The organism is Pseudomonas sp. P8_241 (assembly GCF_034008315.1).
Taxonomy (GTDB): domain Bacteria; phylum Pseudomonadota; class Gammaproteobacteria; order Pseudomonadales; family Pseudomonadaceae; genus Aquipseudomonas.
On record NZ_CP125377.1, the window covers coordinates 366,403 to 385,699 of the forward strand.

16 protein-coding genes are annotated in these 19,297 nt (G+C 59.6%); 11 read left to right on the forward strand and 5 right to left on the reverse strand.

Features of this window, described 5'->3' with window-relative positions:
• Nucleotides 1–23 precede the first annotated feature (23 nt).
• A complete protein-coding gene (locus tag QMK58_RS01675; RefSeq protein ID WP_053160693.1) occupies nucleotides 24–944 on the reverse strand; it encodes a LysR family transcriptional regulator in 921 nt (306 codons plus the stop codon).
• 182 nt (nucleotides 945–1,126) lie between these two features.
• Between QMK58_RS01675 and QMK58_RS01680 the strand changes: the two genes are divergently transcribed.
• From QMK58_RS01680 to QMK58_RS01715, 8 genes are all read left to right on the forward strand, one after another.
• A complete protein-coding gene (locus tag QMK58_RS01680; protein ID WP_053160694.1) occupies nucleotides 1,127–2,047 on the forward strand; it encodes a TauD/TfdA dioxygenase family protein in 921 nt (306 codons plus the stop codon).
• Nucleotides 2,048–2,185: 138 nt separating this feature from the next.
• Nucleotides 2,186–4,546, forward strand: a complete 2,361-nt coding sequence (locus QMK58_RS01685) for a TonB-dependent receptor (RefSeq protein ID WP_053160695.1) — start codon at nucleotides 2,186–2,188, stop codon at nucleotides 4,544–4,546.
• A gap of 260 nt (nucleotides 4,547–4,806) precedes the next feature.
• Nucleotides 4,807–5,616: an energy transducer TonB gene (locus tag QMK58_RS01690; RefSeq protein ID WP_053160696.1), complete on the forward strand. Its 810-nt coding sequence runs from the start codon at nucleotides 4,807–4,809 to the stop codon at nucleotides 5,614–5,616.
• Nucleotides 5,617–5,660: 44 nt separating this feature from the next.
• On the forward strand, nucleotides 5,661–6,386 hold the full coding sequence (locus QMK58_RS01695) for a MotA/TolQ/ExbB proton channel family protein (RefSeq protein ID WP_053160697.1): 726 nt from the start codon (nucleotides 5,661–5,663) through the stop codon (nucleotides 6,384–6,386).
• Nucleotide 6,387: 1 nt separating this feature from the next.
• Nucleotides 6,388–6,789: an ExbD/TolR family protein gene (locus QMK58_RS01700; RefSeq protein WP_034148436.1), complete on the forward strand. Its 402-nt coding sequence runs from the start codon at nucleotides 6,388–6,390 to the stop codon at nucleotides 6,787–6,789.
• A gap of 273 nt (nucleotides 6,790–7,062) precedes the next feature.
• Nucleotides 7,063–7,644, forward strand: a complete 582-nt coding sequence (locus tag QMK58_RS01705; protein WP_095058195.1) for an alpha/beta hydrolase — start codon at nucleotides 7,063–7,065, stop codon at nucleotides 7,642–7,644.
• Nucleotides 7,645–7,701: 57 nt separating this feature from the next.
• On the forward strand, nucleotides 7,702–8,631 hold the full coding sequence (locus QMK58_RS01710) for a sigma 54-interacting transcriptional regulator (protein ID WP_053160699.1): 930 nt from the start codon (nucleotides 7,702–7,704) through the stop codon (nucleotides 8,629–8,631).
• Between the two features lie 254 nt (nucleotides 8,632–8,885).
• Nucleotides 8,886–9,668: a MetQ/NlpA family ABC transporter substrate-binding protein gene (locus QMK58_RS01715; protein ID WP_053160700.1), complete on the forward strand. Its 783-nt coding sequence runs from the start codon at nucleotides 8,886–8,888 to the stop codon at nucleotides 9,666–9,668.
• Nucleotides 9,669–10,014: 346 nt separating this feature from the next.
• Here the strand turns inward: QMK58_RS01715 and QMK58_RS01720 are convergent, their stop codons facing one another.
• Nucleotides 10,015–11,211 (reverse strand): AAA family ATPase, encoded by a 1,197-nt coding sequence (locus QMK58_RS01720; RefSeq protein ID WP_053160701.1) that lies wholly within the window; start codon nucleotides 11,209–11,211, stop codon nucleotides 10,015–10,017.
• 179 nt (nucleotides 11,212–11,390) lie between these two features.
• Here QMK58_RS01720 and QMK58_RS01725 point away from each other — a divergent pair, with 179 nt between their 5' ends.
• From QMK58_RS01725 to QMK58_RS01735, 3 genes are read left to right on the forward strand one after another with little or no spacing between them, the layout of a single operon-like run.
• Entirely contained in the window at nucleotides 11,391–12,494 is a 1,104-nt protein-coding gene (locus QMK58_RS01725; RefSeq protein WP_320395793.1) for an efflux RND transporter periplasmic adaptor subunit, read from the forward strand.
• A complete protein-coding gene (locus tag QMK58_RS01730) occupies nucleotides 12,491–13,555 on the forward strand; it encodes an efflux RND transporter periplasmic adaptor subunit (RefSeq protein WP_053160703.1) in 1,065 nt (354 codons plus the stop codon). The genes QMK58_RS01725 and QMK58_RS01730 overlap by 4 nt, the downstream gene beginning before the upstream one ends.
• Nucleotides 13,552–16,602 (forward strand): efflux RND transporter permease subunit, encoded by a 3,051-nt coding sequence (locus QMK58_RS01735; RefSeq protein WP_053160704.1) that lies wholly within the window; start codon nucleotides 13,552–13,554, stop codon nucleotides 16,600–16,602. Before QMK58_RS01730 ends, QMK58_RS01735 begins: the two co-directional genes overlap by 4 nt.
• A 144-nt stretch (nucleotides 16,603–16,746) precedes the next feature.
• Here QMK58_RS01735 and QMK58_RS01740 read toward each other — a convergent pair whose 3' ends face one another.
• The 3 genes from QMK58_RS01740 to QMK58_RS01750 all read right to left on the reverse strand — a co-directional run bounded on the left by QMK58_RS01740 (nucleotide 16,747) and on the right by QMK58_RS01750 (nucleotide 19,297).
• On the reverse strand, nucleotides 16,747–17,376 hold the full coding sequence (locus tag QMK58_RS01740; RefSeq protein WP_053160705.1) for a class I SAM-dependent methyltransferase: 630 nt from the start codon (nucleotides 17,374–17,376) through the stop codon (nucleotides 16,747–16,749).
• Between the two features lie 165 nt (nucleotides 17,377–17,541).
• Nucleotides 17,542–18,186: a methionine ABC transporter permease gene (locus QMK58_RS01745; RefSeq protein ID WP_053160706.1), complete on the reverse strand. Its 645-nt coding sequence runs from the start codon at nucleotides 18,184–18,186 to the stop codon at nucleotides 17,542–17,544.
• A complete protein-coding gene (locus tag QMK58_RS01750; RefSeq protein ID WP_320395794.1) occupies nucleotides 18,176–19,297 on the reverse strand; it encodes a methionine ABC transporter ATP-binding protein in 1,122 nt (373 codons plus the stop codon). The genes QMK58_RS01745 and QMK58_RS01750 overlap by 11 nt, the downstream gene beginning before the upstream one ends.

Here is a 19,297-nt window from a genome sequence, read left to right on the forward strand (position 1 = left end):
CGAAGGCTGCGATCTCTTGATCTTCAAACAGCAACAGCCATCTGTTGCCTGTCCACCGCCACCAACGTCTCGATCATCGCCCGCGCCGCCGGCGATAGCCGGAACCCGGAGCGACTGACAATCCCGCAGCGCGCATTCATGCTCTCGATGTTCTGCGGCAGATTGCGCCAGTGCAGCAACACCAGCGAACCCTGAGCGCTGTCTTCGACAAACGCCTCCTGCGTACCCACGCCAATCGCGTTCGATTGCAGCACGATTTTCACCAGCGCCGGAAAATGTTCGGTCTGAATGCTCGGGGAGAAATCCACCCGTCCGCTGAGGTTCGCCAGCAGTTTGCGAATGCCCGGAGGAATCATCGTAGTCGCCAGCGGATAGTCGAACATGTCGTTGGTCGACAGGCTTTCCTTGGCCAGCAGTGGATGTCCGGGTCGGCAGAAAAACACCCCGCGTTTGGGCGTCAGTGCCTGGGTCTGGAAGTTCGGATCGGACTCGAAATGGCGGATGTCGGCGATGAAGAACTCGATCTCCTCGCGGCTCAGTGCACGGCTGAGTTTTTCCCAGTTATCCACCTCGAAACACGTGCGCACTTTGGGGTGCGCATTGATGAACTGCGCCACGGCATCCGGTACCAGTTTCACTGCCGGCGCCGGGCCGCAGCCGAAGCGCAATTCGCCGGCATCGAGCTTGGTCATTTGTGTCACTTCAGCACTGAGCAACGCTGCGCCTTGCACCAGGCTGCGGGCGTGTTGCAGCACCATCAAGCCTTCGGGTGTCGGTCTCAAATCCTTGTTGCCGCGATCCACCAGGACGCAGCCGAACTCGTGCTCAAGTCCCTGGATACTGCGGCTGAAAGCGGGCTGAGTAATGCCCATGGCCTCAGCAGCACGAACAAAACTGCGGTGTTCGTCGAGGGCGATGAAGTAACGCAACTGGCGAAGATCCATATGCTTTTCCGGCATCCTAAAAATAGTTCGAAGGCATTTGCGACGAGCGATGACTGAGGTTTTAAATGCAACCTCTTATTCCGTCAACGAAGCATTCAGATATCTATTAGATCTAAATAGAATATGGATAGAGCAGTGTTTCGCGGTCGGTCAACCGCAAGCAGTCCGATGAGGGTCTACCCATGAGCAATGCCGCTTTCGCTGTAAAACCCGCCGTTCAAGCGCTTGAAATCCATCCGGTGGCCGGCCGGATCGGCGCCGAGATTCGTGGCGTACACCTTTCGGGCGAACTGGATGCCGCGACTGTCGAAGCCATTCAACAGGCGCTGCTGCAATACAAAGTGATCTTCTTCCGTGAGCAGACCCAGCTCGACGATCAGCGCCAGGAGGCGTTCGCCCACCTGCTCGGCGAACCGGTGGCGCACCCGACCGTACCGGTTCGCGAAGGCACGCGTTTTCTGCTCGAGCTGGACGGCGCTGAGGGCCAGCGCGCCAGCTCCTGGCACACCGACGTGACCTTCGTCGAGGCCTACCCGAAAGCGTCGATCCTGCGCTCGGTGGTCGCCCCTGCTTTCGGCGGCGACACCCTGTGGGCCAACACCGCTACCGCCTATGACGGGTTGTCGGCGGAGCTGCGTGAGTTGGCCGACAAACTGGTCGCCGTACACAGCAACGAATACGACTACGCGGGCGGCAAGCCAGACGTCTCGGCCGAGAAGCTGGAGCGCTATCGCAAGATCTTCACCTCGACCGTCTACGAGACCGAGCATCCGGTGGTCCGCGTGCACCCGATCAGTGGTGAGAAGAGCCTGTTGCTCGGGCATTTCGTCAAACGCATCAAGGGTTATTCCCAGGCTGATTCGGCGCACCTGTTTGGCTTGCTGCAAAGCCATGTGATCCGCCAGGAAAACATCGTGCGCTGGCGCTGGCAGGCCGGTGATGTGGCGATCTGGGACAACCGCTCCACCCAGCATTACGCGGTGGATGACTACGCAACCCAGGATCGCATCGTGCGCCGCGTGACGCTCAAGGGCGAGGTGCCGGTGGGTGTGAATGGGCAGATCAGCCAGACCGTGAAAGGGCCGGATATCGGCGGCGTCTGAGCTGACGCTATCGCCAGCAGGCTGGCTCCCACAGGGGATTTGTGGCGTACACAAAAACAATGTGGGAGCCACCCAGCCTGCTGGCGATGGCGGCCTGGCAAGCAATACAGAATTTCTTTTGATCGGGAACCGCGCCTTATGAGTCCGTTGCACTTCGCTTCAACCTCGTCACCCCAACGGCTCAAACGCCTGCCACTCGCACTGTTGCTGGCTGGCAGCGCCAGTTGGACCCAAGGCTACGCAGCCGACAGCACCACCCCTGAAACCACCCCGAAAAAATCCGCCACGGCTGACAGCGCACAACTGGAAACCGTGACGGTCACCACTCGCCGCCGTGAGGAAAGCTCGCAGGATGTACCAACGCCAATGAGCGTGGTCAGCGGCCAGAACCTGGAAGCCCAGCGGGTCTATCGCATCCAGGATTTGCAGCAACTGGTGCCCAGCGTCAACGTCGCCTACATGCATGCGCGTCAGTCCAGCGTCTCGATCCGCGGGCTGGGCAACAACCCGGCCAGCGATGGCCTGGAAGGCAGTGTCGGCCTGTACATCGACAACGTATACCTCGGCCGGCCGGGCATGGCGGTGTTCGATCTGATGGACATCGAACAGCTCGAAGTGCTGCGCGGTCCGCAAGGCACGCTGTTCGGCAAGAACACCACAGCCGGCGTGATCAACATCAGCACCCGCGCGCCGACGTTCACCCCTGAACGCAGCATCGAAACCTCGGTGGGTGAGGATGGCTATTTCCAGACCAAGGGCACGATTTCCGGGCCGCTGAATGACGAACTGGCGGGGCGTTTTTCTGCTTATCGCACCCGCAGCGACGGCGACATCAAGAACGAATTCGACGGCCATGATTTGAACGGAGGCTCGCGCGAAGGCTTTCGTGGACAGTTGTTGTTCAAACCCAACGAGTCGTTCAACCTGCGCTGGATCGGTGACTACAACGAGGAAGATTCCAGCGCCGGTACTCGGGTGTTGTACAACACCGGCCCGACCATCAATGGCACCAACCTGTATCAGGCCCGGGCAAATGCGGCGGGTGCGACGCTGGTCGACGGTACGCACCGCAAGGTCAACCTGAACAACGAACAGCACGTCACCGTGCATCAGGGCGGCACGTCGGTCGAGGCCAACTGGGCACTGCCGAGCGACTTCACCCTGACATCCGTCAGCTCCTATCGCTGGTGGAATTTCACCCCGCGCAACGATGATGGCCTGGACGTTTCCGCCTTCTACAACGCCGGTGTTTCGGTGGAGGATAAGCAGTATTCCCAGGAGTTTCGCCTGGCATCGCCCACGGGCGGATTCTTCGATTATGTGGTGGGCGCCTATTACTTCGGCTCCGACCTGGACAACAAATCCTTCACCTATTACGGACCGCAAGCGGACATCTGGAGCGGCACACCCAACGGTGCGCTCAACAATATCAACAGTGTCGGCGACGGACATATCAAAACCGATAGCTTTGCGCTGTTCGCCCAAGGTACCTGGCACCTGACCGAACGTCTTGATTTCACCGCTGGGATACGCGGCACTTATGAAGAGAAAAATGCCTGGGTCACGCGCGATGCGCCGGTCGGTGGCACGGCAGTCACCGGTGCGGCGGCCACAGCCAGGCGCGGTCGTGCCGGCGCTTACGATTCCGGCGATCTGAATCAATACAGTTCCAGCCCTTCGGGTTTGTTGAACCTCAGCTATCGCCTTACCGACGACCTGCTGACCTACGCCACGTTGTCCCACGGCGAGAAATCCGGTGGGGTCAACCTGGCCGTGGGCACGGCGCCGGTGGCGGGTGCTGACTCGTTGCTGATCGGCACTGAGCGGGCGAACAACGCCGAGCTCGGTTTCAAGAGCACGCTCTGGGACCGTCGCCTGCAACTCAACGCCAACGTGTTCTGGACCCAGGTCAACGGCTACCAGACCAACGCCTACGACGAAGCCAACCGCGTGCAATACCTGACCAACGCCGGCTCCGTGCGTTCTCGCGGTGTGGAGTTCGAAAGCACCCTGATTCCGTTGCGTGGCCTGACGTTGAACATCAACGGTTCGTACAACGATGTCAGCTACCTCTCCTACAAGGACGCGCCATGCCCGCCGGAAGTCAGCCTGGCACCGGGCGCTCCAGCGTCTTGTGACCTCACCGGACATCAAGTGGTGGGCGCGTCGAAATGGATCGGCAACGCCAACGGCGAATACAAATGGAACCTGAGCAACGGCTTCGAGGAGTACGTCACCGGCAGTTACGCCTTCCGTTCCAAAGCGGTTGGCACGGTGGAGGATTCCGACTATGGGCAGATACCGAGTTATGCCGTGGTCAACCTGTCCACGGGTCTTCGCGGTGACTTCAAGCAGGGGCAGTGGGACGTGTCGCTGTGGTTGAAAAACGCCTTCGACAAAACCTACTACACGACGCTGTGGACGGCTGCCAATGGAGGTTACGAAGGCCTGCTCGGCACACCACGGACGTTAGGTGTGACCGGTCGTTACGACTTCTGACGGCGAAAAACGATGCCTTGGATGAATACTTTTCATGCCTGTAAGGCATCGGTATTTCGCCTTCGGGCCACAGCCCTTGAACGGCGGGCTCTGGCGGTGAGGTGATGTTTTGCATATTCGTTATCGATCTAAGCATAACAACAAACATTACTTTATGAGCTAAGTGTTCCAGTCAATGATTTCTTCCACCCAGACGTCGTCGGGGGATGTTCAGTACGACGTTTCGGTTATTCGCCAAGAGACCGCAGGGAGTTTAAGCAATGGGCAATGTTCAGACCGCCGCCAGCGCACATGACGTGTTGTGGCGCCCGGCGCACGGTGGCGATTTGGTCGACCTCGGCCGGCCGCACCGTGTGCCCTTGGGTCAGTTGCGTTTGCAACGCACGCCCCAAGGAATCTTGAACCGTCGGGAAACGATCCTGCTGGGGGTGCTGGCGCTGCTGGTGCATGGCGCGGTGATCTATTGGGTCAACCAGCAGCCGACCCCGGCGTTGCCGATCGTGCCGCCGGAAATCCCGCCGATGACCATCGAGTTCTCGCGTCCGGCGCCGCCCGTGGTCGAGCCACCGCCGCCGCAACCGGTCCAGCCAGTTGTGGAGCCACCCCCTCCCGTGGAGGACGAACTGGCTGTAAAACCGCCACCACCCAAACCCGTGCCCAAGCCGAAACCTGTTGCCAAACCGGTCGCAAAACCGGTCCCGAAAGTCGCAGAACAACCACCGGCGCCGCCGCAACCGGCAGCACCCGTTGCGGCCCCGGCACCACCGGCTCCACCTGCACCGGCACCCGTGACACCGGCGTCAGCGAGCGCGGGTTACTTGAAAAATCCAGCGCCGGAGTATCCGTCGCTGGCCCAGCGTCGCGGTTGGGAAGGTACGGTGTTGCTGCGGGTGCATGTACTGGCCAGCGGTAAGCCAGGCGAGATCCAGATTCAGAAAAGCAGCGGCCGCGAAGCCCTCGACGAAGCCGCCTTGAGCGCGGTGAAACGCTGGAGTTTCGTGCCAGCCAAGCAGGGTGATGTCGCACAGGATGGATGGGTCAGCGTGCCCATCGACTTCAAGATTCATTAAACCGAAACCAAATTCGCGCGAAACGTTTACACGAGGACTACACCATGACGTTATTGGCATCTCCACTTGAATCCATCGAAAGCGCGGTGATCTGGCTGCTGGTGGTTTTTTCCGTCGCGACCTGGGGCCTGGCCTTGCTCAAGGGTGTGCAGTTCGGCCGCCTCAAGGCGCAGGATCGCAAGTTTCATAAACAGTTCTGGGCGGCATCGAGTCTCGATTCGGCCGCCGAGTTGAGCGAAACCCAACCCGGCGCTGCGGCGCGTGTGGCACAGGCCGGTTATGCGGCGATCCAGGTCGGTGAGACGCCACAGGCAGCGGATTTAAGCCAGGCGATCAATCATCAGGACCGTCTGGAGCGGGCCTTGCGTCAGCAGATCGTGCGTGAACGTCGGTCTCTGGAGACCGGGCTGGCGGTGGTCGCGAGTATTGGCAGCACCTCACCGTTCATTGGTTTGTTCGGCACGGTGTGGGGAATCATGGAAGCGTTGAAAGGCATCAGTGCAGCTGGCTCTGCAAGCCTGGAAACCGTGGCCGGACCTATCGGAGCGGCGCTGGTTGCCACGGGCGTAGGGATCGCCGTCGCCGTGCCGGCAGTGCTGGTTTACAACTACTTTTTACGTCGTTTGAAACTGACGGCGGCGGACCTCGATGACTTCGCCCATGACTTCTACAGCCTGGCGCAGAAGAGTTCGTTCCGCGTGTTGATTCATCCGACGGCGCACAGGGTTTCGGCCCAGGGCGGCGCGCAGAAAGTGAAGGAGGCGTCCTGATATGGCCTTCTCCACGCAAGACAGTGATGAGGTTCTGAGCGAGATCAACGTGACGCCACTGGTGGATGTGATGCTGGTGCTGCTGGTGGTGTTCATCGTCACCGCGCCGCTGCTGACCAACGCGATACCGATCAACCTGCCCAAGACCGAGGCCGTGGCGCCGGTGGAACAGAAAGACCCGCTGGTGGTGAGCATTGATGGCGCCGGCAAGCTGTTTATCAACAAGGATGAAATCCAGCCGGATTTGCTGGAATTTAACCTGCAGGCGGCCAAGGCCAAGGACCCGGAAGTGCGGGTGCAATTGCAGGCCGATGACGGGGTGAACTACGGCGAAGTGGCACGGGCCATGGCGTCGATCGAGCGGGCAGGGATTACCAAGCTGTCGGTGATTACCGCGCGTTAACAGATTTTTGCTTTTGCGGGGCCGTCTCCTTGGCAGGGTGCGGCCCTTTTTTTATGTCCGGCAAACTCTGTAGGCGCTGGCTTGCCGGCGTTGGCGTCCTTCCAGCGGGTAAATTGCTGCCTGACCTACCGCATTCGCTAGCAAGCCAGCTCCTACAAATCATCAATCTAATATTCCTTTAAGATCTTAATAAATAGCTTCTTATTCCTTAACGAATATAACTCTCCTCCCTATACTCGATCGGGAACAGACACGCAGCCGGAGAGCTCCCCCATGCGCAACGAATCAATTCGCTACCTGATTGTGCCGGGCTGGCAAGGATCGCCAGACGATCATTGGCAAAGCCATTGGCAGAACAGCCTGCCGAACAGTGCACGGGTGGAGCAGGCCGACTGGTTGACGCCGCGACGCGAAGACTGGGTCGCGGCACTGGCCGAGGCGATTGCCGCCGACAGCACGCCGGTGATCCTGATCGCCCACAGCCTGGGTTGCATCACTGTCGCCCATTGGGCTGCAACGGCACCGGTGCAATTTCTGCGTCAGGTGCGCGGTGCTCTGCTGGTCGCGCCCGCGGATGTCGAGCGTCCGGCCTGTGCGCCGGCCTTGCGCAATTTTGCGCCGATTCCGACGGATCTTTTACCTTTCCCTAGCCAGGTCGTCAGCTCCGACAACGACAGCGCCGTCAGTGCGCCTCGAGCGCTGGAACTGGCACGCAACTGGGGCGCCGAGGCGGGGATTCTGGCCGGAGCGGGGCACATCAACGTCAAGTCCGGTCACCAGCGTTGGGAGCAGGGGTTTGCCTATCTGTACCGCCTGCAAAACCGCATGGAACATCACGCTCTGCGCCGCGCTTGAGTCTTATTTTTCATTAAATCGCCCCCGTCTCCCGGCGGTTTTGGGCGGGAGTCTGCCATGAGTTTTGAAACCTTCGGTCAGCCCTTGCTGACCTTTCCCGATGCAGAAAAAAGTCCCCTGAGCATTCGCGCCAAGGCGCTGGTGTTCGTCGATCCGCGTTCCCGGCAGCTGCGCGAAGACCTGGAGCAACTGGCGCCGCGTTCAATCTCGGTGCTCATCCGTGGTGAGACCGGTTCGGGCAAGGAGTTGCTGGCGCGGCATATCCATCGCGCCAGCGATCGTGGCGGCTTGTTTGTGTCGGTCAATTGCGGCGCCATCAGTCCGACTTACGCCGACGCCGAATTGTTTGGCTACGCCGCGGGCAGCTTTAGCGGATCAGCGAGCAGCCGCGCCGGCTGGTTCGGCTCGGCCAATGGCGGCACGCTGTACCTGGACGAAATCGGCGACCTGCCGCTGCCGATCCAGATCAAATTGCTCGCCGCCCTGGAAAATCATGAAGTCATGCGCGTCGGTGCCCCTCAGCCGAGCCCGGTGGACGTGCGTCTGGTTGCGGCCACCAGCATCGATCTGGCCAAGGCTGTTGCGGCTGGAAAATTCCACGAGCGGCTTTTTCATTACCTCAGCGAAGGCCAACTCGAACTGCCGGCGCTGCGCGAACGTACGGGCGACATCCTGTCCCTGGCCGAATATTTCCTCGGCATCTACAGCCAGCGCCTGGACTTGCCGGTGCCGCTGATCAGTGAGGCGGCGCAGATCGTGCTGGAACGCCATAGCTGGCCGGGTAATACCCGAGAGCTGGAAAACATCATTCACTTTGCGCTGCTGGTAAGCACCGGGGATGAGATTTTGCCGGAGCATTTGAATTTGCCGGAGCTCTCGATTTCTCTGGAGCAGATCGAGAGTCAGATCCGGCAGATTCTCGACAATGGCTCTGTCGCTGACCAGGCAGCCTTGAAACAGTTACTCAAAAACACCGGGCTTTCGTAGGAGCAAGCTTGCTCGCGATCGCGGCGACGCGGTTTTTCTGAACGGACGCCATCGCCAGCAAGCCGGCTCCTACAAAGGAAGATGTGCGAGTTAGAGTTTTATGAACAAAATGGAATATGAAGCTTAATAAACGTTATTGTTCGGGAATAAAAAATCCCGGTATTGTCCGCCTCACGCCAGCGATAGCACTTCACTGGCACTCTCATCTTCAAGCCGTCGCCACAAGCGACTGTGATTTCCGATAAGGACACTGCATGAAAAAGGTTCTGTTGTTCACCGCACTGGCGGCTGCCCTGACCTCGGGCCTGGCCCTGGCGGGCGAGAAACTGGTGGTTGCCGCAACCCCGGTACCACACGCCGAGATTCTCGAACTGATCAAGCCAACCCTCGCCAAAGAAGGCGTGGACCTGGAAATCAAAGTATTCACCGACTACGTTCAGCCGAACGTGCAGGTCGATCAGAAGCGTCTGGACGCCAACTACTTCCAGACCCTGCCGTACCTGAAAAGCTTCAACGAAGGCAAAGGCACCCATCTTGAAACCGTCATCGGTGTTCACGTCGAACCGTTCGGTGGCTACTCGAAGAAAGTCAAATCCCTGGCGGAGCTGAAAGACGGCGCAACCATCGCCATCCCTAACGAAGGCAGCAACAGCGGCCGTGCCCTGATCCTGTTGCAGAAGGCTGGCCTGATCGAGTTGAAAGACCCGAAAAACGCTGTGTCGACGCCCAAAGACATTGCCAAGAACCCACATAACTTCAAGTTCAAGGAACTCGAATCGGCCATGCTCCCGCGTGTGCTGGATCAGGTCGACCTGGACATGATCAACACCAACTACGCGCTGGAAGCGGGCCTGAACCCGGCCAAAGATGCGCTGATCATTGAAGGTGCCGATTCGCCTTACGTGAACTACCTGGTGGCCCGTCCGGACAACAAGGACAGCGTTGCCATTCAGAAACTGGCCAAGGCTTTGACCAGTCCAGAAGTGAAAGCCTTCATCGAGAAGAAGTACAGCGGCGCGGTACTGCCGGCGTTCTGATTCGCGAAGCAAAACCCTTCAAGGTTTCAAACGCCGACGGCTGATCCAGCGTCGGCGTTTTTTTATGGGCGTTTGATTTGGTTGTGAACTGGGGCGACATCAAAAGCCTTCAAGCCACCCTGGCCTCCAACGCCCTGCGCAACGCCATCAGTAATTTCACAACGTCCTGCGGATCCAGCCGTTGCGGCACTTTTGCGTCTGCCATTTTCTCATCCTTGTGATTGCCTGGCCTGGGGAGGCTGCCCAAAGGGGGGCCGTCCTTGGAGGGGTATTTCGAAAAAAAGATCCTTCCTGCGGTGTAGGGGAAAATAGTCGTCTTGCGTCGTCCCGGCAAATCACTGGCCGTTCAGTCTGGCCAATGCCAGGCGGGTTCATCCAGCATCCGCTGGCCGACGATCCCGGTCTGCCCGAGATTTTTCTCCAGCACGATGCAATTGCATTGCGGATCCTCCTGCAACGCTGAAATCAATCGTCGGGCATGTGAGACCACCCACACCTGGCAGTGCTGCGATGCGCGGATGATCAAGCGCGCCAACGCCGGCAGCAGATCTGGATGCAGACTGGTTTCCGGTTCGTTCAGCACCATCAGTGTTGGCGGACGCGGCGTCAGTAATGCCGCGACCAACAGCAGATAGCGCAACGTCCCGTCCGACAACTCTGCCGCCGACAACGGGCGCAATAACCCCTCCTGAAAAAACTCGATGGCGAAGCGTCCGCCGCGCAGCGGTTCGATGTTCAGCCTGGCGCCAGGAAACGCGTCACTGATTGCCGCCCACAACGCCTCGGGATCGCCGATTTCGATGATCGTCTGCAAGGCCGCCGCCAGATCGCGCCCGTCGTGATGCAACACCGGTGTGCGCGTGCCTAATTGAGGTTGCCGAGCGGGCGCATCGGCATCGCTGCGAAAGTGATCGTAAAAACGCCAGCGGCGGATGAATTCGCGAATTTCCAACACCTGCGGCGAAGTCCGCAGGCTGCCGATCTGATCGAACAGACTGTCGAAAGTCGGCGTGTGCTGCGCCAGCACATCCCAACTGCGACTGGCGCGGGCGCGGATCATCGGGCCCTCGCGATCCACCAGCAGACTGGCCGGGCGATAGAACGGCCCGGCCCACAGACATTCGCGCTTGATCTGCGGGTCGAGGCTGAAGCGTGAGGGTATGGGAGCGTGATTGCCGGGCAGCATGAAATGCCCATTGGAATCGGGCAGGCCCAGGCTGATCGAGTAGCCGAAGTCGTCGCCGGCAAACCCCAGGCGCAGGCGTTTGACCCCGTGGCGCACCGTGGCCTCGATCGGCACTTCGCCATTACGCATGCGCCGAGTGAGAGTTTCCGGCCCCGCCCAGAACGTCGAATCCAGACCGCCTTCGCGAGCCAGGGCGTTGACCACTCCGCCCTGGGCGGTTTCCGCCAACAGTCGCAGGGCGCGGTAAAGGTTGGACTTGCCGCTGCCGTTGGGGCCGGTGATCAGGTTCAGCCGGCCCAACGGGATCACCAGTTTGTTGATCGAGCGATAGTTGGCCACGGCGAGCGTCTGGAGCATGAGGATTCCTGAAGCGATATCAAACAAGTGCGCCATTGTCGGGTACGCCAACGCGTCTATTGCAAGCCTTTTCGACCGAACCCGCTTCGAATTTTTTCTTCATAAGACCATCGTGCAAGGTTCCAACTCTGTTCTAAGCTCTCTGTCGTGTTGTATTTGAAAAAGGCCAAGGAGTTTGCATGGTGGTTCCCGGATTAAAAGTAGTAATGGCCTTGAGTGTCGTCACCCTGCTGACGGCTTGCGAAGAGAAAAAACCGGTTCAGGAATACCTCCCACGGGTGTTCGTGCAAGTCGTCAAGCAGGAGGATTTTGCCGCCTCGGTCACCCTCACCGGTGACGTGCAGGCGCGTGTCCAGACTGAACTGTCGTTTCGCGTGGGCGGCAAGATCATCCAGCGTTCGGTCGATGTCGGCGATCGGGTAACGGCCAAACAAGTGCTGGCCCGGCTTGACCCCAAGGATTTGCAGACCAGTGTCGATTCGGCGCAGGCGCAAGTCGTCGCCGAGCAGGCGCGGGTCAAACAGAATGCGGCGGCGTTCGTGCGTCAGCAGAAACTCCTGCCCAAGGGCTACACCAGCCAGAGCGAATACGACTCGGCCCAGGCCGCCTTGCGCAGCAGTCAGAGCGCGTTGAGCGCGGCCCAAGCGCAGTTGGCCAACGCCAAGGACCAGCTGAGCTACACGGCGCTGATTGCCGATGCACCGGGTGTCATTACCGAACGTCAGGCCGAAGTAGGTCAGGTGGTGCAGGCGACCATGCCGATCTTCAGCCTGGCCACGGACGGCGACCGGGATGCGGTGTTCAACGTCTATGAATCACTGCTGGCCGAAAAGCCGAAAGATCAGACCATTGTCATCAGTCTGCTCGATAACCCGGCCATCAAAACCACTGGCACCGTGCGTGAAGTCACCCCCGCCGTGTCGGCGCAGTCCGGTACTGTGCAGGTCAAGGTCGGCCTCGATAAATTGCCCGAAGGCATGCAATTGGGCTCGGTGGTCAGCGCCACGGCCAGGGGCTCGGGCAAGTCTGTTGTCGAGTTGCCGTGGTCGGCGCTGACCAAGAACATCAGTGAACCTGCCGTCTGGATTATCGACGACAAGGGCCAGGCGCAGTTGCACTCGGTCACGGTCGGCCGTTACCTGACCGGCAAGGTCATCATCAGCGGCGGATTGAAGGGTGGGGAAAAAGTCATCGTCGCCGGCGGGCAGCTGTTGCACCCAGGCATGGAAGTCGAGATTGCCGAAAATACTTACAAGGATCTGAGTTGGGAGGCCAAGCCATGAAGCCGATATGGGCGTTGTCCATCGGGCTGCTGCTGAGCGCCTGTTCCGAAAGTACGCCACCGCCGGAGCCTGTGCGGCCGGTGCTGTCGATCAAGATCAAGGCTTTGAACGAAGAGGATCTGGGGCGCTTCGCCGGCAGCATTCAGGCGCGCTACGAAAGTAATACCGGGTTTCGCGTAGGCGGGCGAATCGCCAGCCGTAACGTCGATGTCGGCACCGAGGTCGAGAAGGGCACATTGCTCGCCACGCTCGATCCATCCGATCAGCAGAACCAACTGCGTTCGGCCCAGGGCGATCTGGCGAAAATCCAGGCGCAACTGATCAATGCCAAGGCCAGCGCCATGCGCCAGCAAACCCTGTTTGATCGTGGGGTGGGCGCACAGGCGCAGCTGGATGATGCGCTGACTAACCTTAAAACCACCCAGGCGTCCCTCGACCAGGCCCGTGCAGCCGTCGACCAGAGCAAGGACCAACTGAGCTACACCGAGCTGCGTGCCGACCATAAAGCCGTAGTCACGGCCTGGAGCGCTGAAGCCGGGCAAGTCGTGTCGGCCGGGCAGCAAGTGGTGACCCTGGCACAACCGGACATCAAGGAAGCGGTGATCGATCTGCCCGATACGCTGGTTGATCAACTGCCCAGCGATGTGGTGTTTCTGGTCGCTACGCAACTCAACCCGAGCATCAACACCACCGCGACCATTCGCGAAATCGAACCCCAGGCGCAAAGCGCCACACGCACCCGGCGTGCGCGCCTGACTTTGGCTGAAACGCCAGAAGGTTTCCGCCTGGGTACTGCGATCAGCGTCACCTTGAGCTCGGCGATCAAGCCGCGCATTGAGCTTCCCTTGACCGCGTTGCAGGAGGTCGATGGCAAACCGCGCATCTGGGTGATCGATGCACAGAACAAAACCGTTTCCCCCCGGGATGTCACCGTGATCAGCCGTACCGCCAGCACCGTGGTGCTGGCGGGTGGTGTGAAGAATGGCGAGCGGGTGGTCAGTGCCGGTGTAAACAGCCTCAAACCAGGGCAGGCAGTTAAAATCGACGAGGACAGTCAATGAAAGGGCCTTTCAACCTCTCCGAATGGGCTCTCAAGCATCAGTCGTTCATCTGGTATCTGATGTTCGTCGCGTTGCTGATGGGTGTGTTCTCGTATTTCAACCTGGGGCGTGAGGAAGATCCTTCGTTCACCATCAAGACCATGGTGATCCAGAGTAAATGGCCGGGGGCGACACAGGAGGAAACCCTCAAGCAGATCACCGACCGTATCGAGAAAAAGCTCGAAGAGCTCGACTCGCTCGATTACGTAAAAAGCTACACGCGCCCCGGCGAATCGACGGTGTATGTGTACCTGCGCGACACCACCAGTGCCAAGGACATCCCGGAAATCTGGTATCAGGTGCGCAAGAAGATCAACGACATTCGTGGCCAGTTTCCCCAAGGCATGCAAGGCCCCGGGTTCAACGACGAGTTCGGTGACGTGTTCGGTTCGATCTATGCTTTCACCGCCGACGGTCTGACCCTGCGTCAGTTGCGCGACTATGTTGAACAGGCGCGCATGGAGATTCGCGGCGTGCCGGGGCTGGGCAAGATCGAGATGGTCGGCCAGCAGGACGAAGTGCTGTACCTGAACTTCTCCACACGCAAACTCGCGGCGCTGGGCATCGATCAGCTTCAGGTCGTGCAGAGCCTGCAAACGCAGAACGCCGTGACCCCGGCGGGGGTTATCGAGGCCGGGCCTGAGCGGATTTCGGTGCGCACTACAGGGAAGTTCGCTTCGGAGAAAGACCTGGCGGAGGTCAACCTCAAGCTCAACGACCGCTACTATCGTCTGGCCGACATCGCCGAAATCAGTCGCGGTTACGTCGATCCCGCTTCGCCGGAATTCCGTTTCAATGGCAAACCGGCCATCGGTCTGGCGATTGCCATGCAGAAGGGCGGCAACGTCCAGGCATTCGGCAAGGCACTGCACGCCCGTATCGAACAGTTGACTGCCGACCTGCCAGTGGGCGTGGGCATTTACAACGTCTCCGATCAGGCCGTGGTGGTGGAGGAAGCCGTTGGCGGCTTTACCAGTGCACTGTTCGAAGCGGTGGTGATCGTGCTGCTGGTCAGCTTCGTCAGCCTTGGCGTGCGCGCCGGGCTGGTGGTGGCATGTTCGATTCCGTTGGTGCTGGCGATGGTGTTTGTATTCATGGAATACAGCGGCATCACCATGCAGCGGATCTCCCTCGGTGCATTGATCATCGCCCTCGGCTTGCTGGTGGACGATGCAATGATCACCGTGGAAATGATGGTCACGCGTCTGGAACTGGGCGAGACCAAAGAGCAGGCGGCTACGTTTGCCTACACCTCCACGGCATTCCCGATGCTTACCGGTACGCTGGTGACGGTGGCGGGTTTCGTGCCGATTGGCCTGAACGCCAGCTCGGCGGGTGAGTACACCTACACACTGTTTGCGGTAATCGCCTGTGCGATGCTGGTGTCGTGGGTGGTGGCGGTGTTGTTTGCGCCGGTCATCGGCGTGCACATCCTCAGCACCAAGGTCAAAGCCCACGACGGTGAACCCGGGCGCATCGGCAAGGCCTTCAATGGCGGGCTGCTGTGGTGCATGCGCAATCGCTGGTGGGCCATCGGCATTACCGTGCTGTTGTTCGCGTTGGCGCTGTTCAGCATGCGTTTTGTACAGAACCAGTTCTTCCCGTCCTCGGACCGTCCGGAAATCCTGGTGGACCTGAACCTGCCGCAAAACGCCTCCATGGACGAAACCCGGCGCGCCGTCGATCTGCTGGAAGCGACCCTCAAAGGCGATCCGGACATCGTGCGCTGGAGCACCTACATCGGCCAGGGCGCCATTCGTTTCTATCTGCCTCTGGACCAACAACTGCAAAACCCTTTCTACGCGCAGTTGGTGATCGTCAGCAAAGGCGAGTCCCGCGAGGCCATGATGCAGAAGCTGCGTGATCGCCTGCGCAAAGACTTCGTCGGCATCGGCAGCTACGTTCAGGCACTGGAAATGGGCCCGCCGGTTGGGCGTCCGATCCAGTACCGGGTCAGCGGCAAGGACATCGATCAGGTGCGCCGACATGCCATAGACCTGGCCACCGAGCTCGACAAGAACCCGCACATTGGCGAAATCATCTACGACTGGAATGAACCGGGCAAAGTCCTGCGCATCGACATCGCACAAGACAAGGCGCGGCAGTTGGGGTTGTCCTCCGAGGACGTGGCCAACTTGATGAACGGCATCGTCAGTGGTCAGCCGGTGACCCAGGTCGATGACGACATCTACCTGATCAACGTGGTCGGTCGTGCGGTGGATTCCGAACGCGGCACTCCGCAAACCCTGCAGAACCTGCAGATCGTCACGCCAAGCGGCACGTCGATTCCGTTGCTGGCGTTTGCCACAGTGCGCTACGAACTGGAGCAGCCGCTGGTATGGCGACGTGATCGCTTGCCGACCATCACCATCAAGGCGGCGATACGCGACGAGATCCAGCCGACCGACCTGGTGAAAATCCTCAAGCCGTCGATAGATGCGTTCGCCGAAAAATTGCCGGCGGGCTACAAGGTCGCCACGGGTGGTACGGTGGAGGAAAGCGGCAAGGCCCAAGGGCCGATTGCCAAGGTCGTGCCGCTGATGTTGTTCATGATGGCAACGTTCCTGATGATCCAGTTGCACAGCGTGCAGAAGCTGTTCCTGGTGGCGAGTGTCGCGCCGCTGGGGTTGATCGGCGTGGTGATCGCGCTGGTGCCGACCGGCACGCCGATGGGCTTCGTGGCGATCCTCGGGATTCTGGCGCTGATCGGTATCATCATCCGCAACTCGGTGATCCTGGTGACCCAGATCGACGAGTACGAGAAGAATGGGTATACGCCGTGGGATGCGGTGGTACAGGCCACCGAGCACCGGCGTCGGCCGATCCTGCTGACCGCTGCGGCAGCGAGCCTGGGGATGATCCCGATTGCCCGGGAAGTGTTCTGGGGGCCGATGGCCTACGCGATGATCGGCGGGATCGTCATCGCCACCTTGCTGACGCTGTTGTTTTTGCCGGCGCTGTATGTGGCCTGGTACAAGATTCGCGAACCGCAGAAAGAGGTGCAGTAAAAAGTGCGCTCCCACAGGAATTTTGCTGAACCCTGTGGGAGCGAGATTGTTCTGGCAATAAAAACAAAAGATCGCAGCCTTCGGCAGCTCCTACACCCACCTACTGTAGGAGCTGCCGAAGGTTGCGATCTTTTGATTTGTGCATTAGTCAGCGCGCCGCCAGACACTCGCCAACCAAGGCTGCTGCGCTCGCGGCAGCCCCGCTGGCCGGTAGTAATGCTCCAACTCCACAAACCCCGCCTCGGTCAGCAACTGCTGCCAGGCCGTCAGGTCGTGATACGACCCATAACGCGGCCCGTTCCAGCCTTCCTGGTTTTCGCCCCGGGGATTGGAACTGAACAACACCCCACCCGGTTTCAACGCCCCGCGCAATTGCTTCAACACCCGAGGTAACTCCTGACGCGGAATGTGAAACAACACCGCATTGGCAAAAATCCCGTCGAAACGCTCGGCCGGCAGATCGAGCTTCAGAAAATCCTGTTGCCAGACCTCGCAACCACTGTCCTCACGGGCCATCTGCGCGAGCTTTTCCGAACCGTCGAGGCCGACTGCGCGGTGACCCATGCGCGTAAAGGTTTGCAAATCGCGCCCGGGTCCGCAGCCAAAATCGAGAATGTCGAAAGGCGCCTCGCCCTGAAGGTGTCGCAACAGGGCAGCGATGTTCTGGCTGACGTCGTGATCGCGGGTGCCTTCACGGAAATCTTCGGCGACCGCGTTGTAATGACCCAGAGTGGTGGAGGTGATCTGTTCGAGGTCGTCGGGTGTTTGCTTCATGGTCGGCTGCGCAGGAAAAGGAGATGTGTTGACTATAAGCGCTTTCGCGCTTTGAAAGATCGCAGCCTGCGGCAGCTCCTACACAAGCCATGATCGCAGCCCTAACGTCGGATCACTGCCAATCCCTGTAGGAGCTGCCGAAGGCTGCGATCTTTTGCTCTTCACCTACCGCTTGTTCAACCCCCGCGCCAACCGATCCCCACCCAACTGAATCGCCGCCACCAACACCACCAGCAATACAATCACCGTCAACATGATCTGGCTATCAAACCGCTGATAGCCGTACCGATAGGCAATATCCCCCAGTCCACCGGCACCAATCGCCCCGGCCATGGCCGACGAATTGATCATTGTCACCAGCGTGATGGTGAACCCACCAACAATCCCCGGCAGTGCCTCGGGCAGCAACACGTGCCAAACGATGTGCCAACGCCGGCAACCCATCGCCTGCGCCGCTTCGACCAACCCGTGATCGACCTCTCGTAAACTCACTTCAGCAATGCGCGCAAAGAAGGGTGTGGCCGCAATGGTCAGTGGGACCACAGCCGCCCATACGCCGTAAGTGGTGCCGACGATCAACCGTGTGAACGGAATCAGCGCCACCATCAAAATCAGAAACGGAATCGAGCGAAACAGGTTCACGAATGCACCCAAGGCCCGGTTCAGCGCTGGCGCTTCGTAAATACCACCCTTGGCGCTGGTGACGAGGATCACCGCCAGCGGAATGCCCGCCAACAGCGCAATCAACGACGACACGCCGACCATCAGGAAGGTGTCGATGAAACCTTGCAACAAACGATCAAACCACATAACCCAATACCTCCACGTTTTGCGCCCAATCACTGGCGCGCTGACGCAATTCTTCGGCGTCGAGTGGCGAGCCGGTCACCGCTAATAACAGTTGTCCAATCGCATGCCCCTGAATCCGTTCCACACCCCCTTGCAGCAAACGCACGCGACCACCGAGTGCACTGAACAGCGCGGCCAGGTCTGGCTCGTCGCGTTGGTTGCCGGTGAATTGCAAGCGAAGGACCACGGCGGCATCGCAGGTTTTCGGCTGCGAGTGCAAACGGTTTTGCAGCTCTTCAGGCAGGGTGTGTTGTAACGGCGCGAGTAGCGTCTTACTGACCTCATGTTGCGGATTGCCGAACACCTCCCACACCGGCCCTTGCTCGACGATTCGCCCGTGTTCCAGCACCACGACGCGATCACAGATATCGCGGATCACCGCCATCTCGTGGGTGATCAAAACGATGGTCAGGCCAAGGCGCTGGTTGATCTCGCGCAGCAGGCCGAGGATCGATTGAGTGGTCTCAGGGTCCAGTGCAGAGGTTGCTTCGTCGCACAGCAAAATATCCGGATCATGCACCAGTGCACGGGCGATACCGACACGCTGTTTCTGCCCACCGGACAGCTGCGCCGGGTAAGCCTTGTGCCTGGATTGCAGGCCCACCAGTTCCAGCAACTCACGAACCTTTTTCTCGCGCTGTTCCTTGGGTACTCCTGCGACTTTGAGCGGCAACTCGACGTTCTGCCAAACCGTCTTGGCGGACATCAAATTGAAGTGCTGAAAGATCATGCCGATACGCCGACGCAGGGCCACCAAGCGGTTTTCGTCGAACTCGCCGATGTCGACCTGATCGATCAGTACCCGACCGCTGCTCGGTTGTTCCAGACGATTGATGGTGCGAATCAGCGACGATTTGCCAGCACCGCTGCGGCCGATGATGCCGAACACTTCACCGCGCTGAATCGCCAGGTCGATACCGTGCAACGCGGCCACCGGACCTTGCTGGCCGCTGTAGGTTTTACCCAGATTGATGAAGCGCACATGGGCACGATTGAGTTCGGGATGCAGCTCCGTTTGTGCAGCGCTTGCAGGCTCTGGAATCTCCAGTCGCCGTTGGATCGCGGCGGTCAT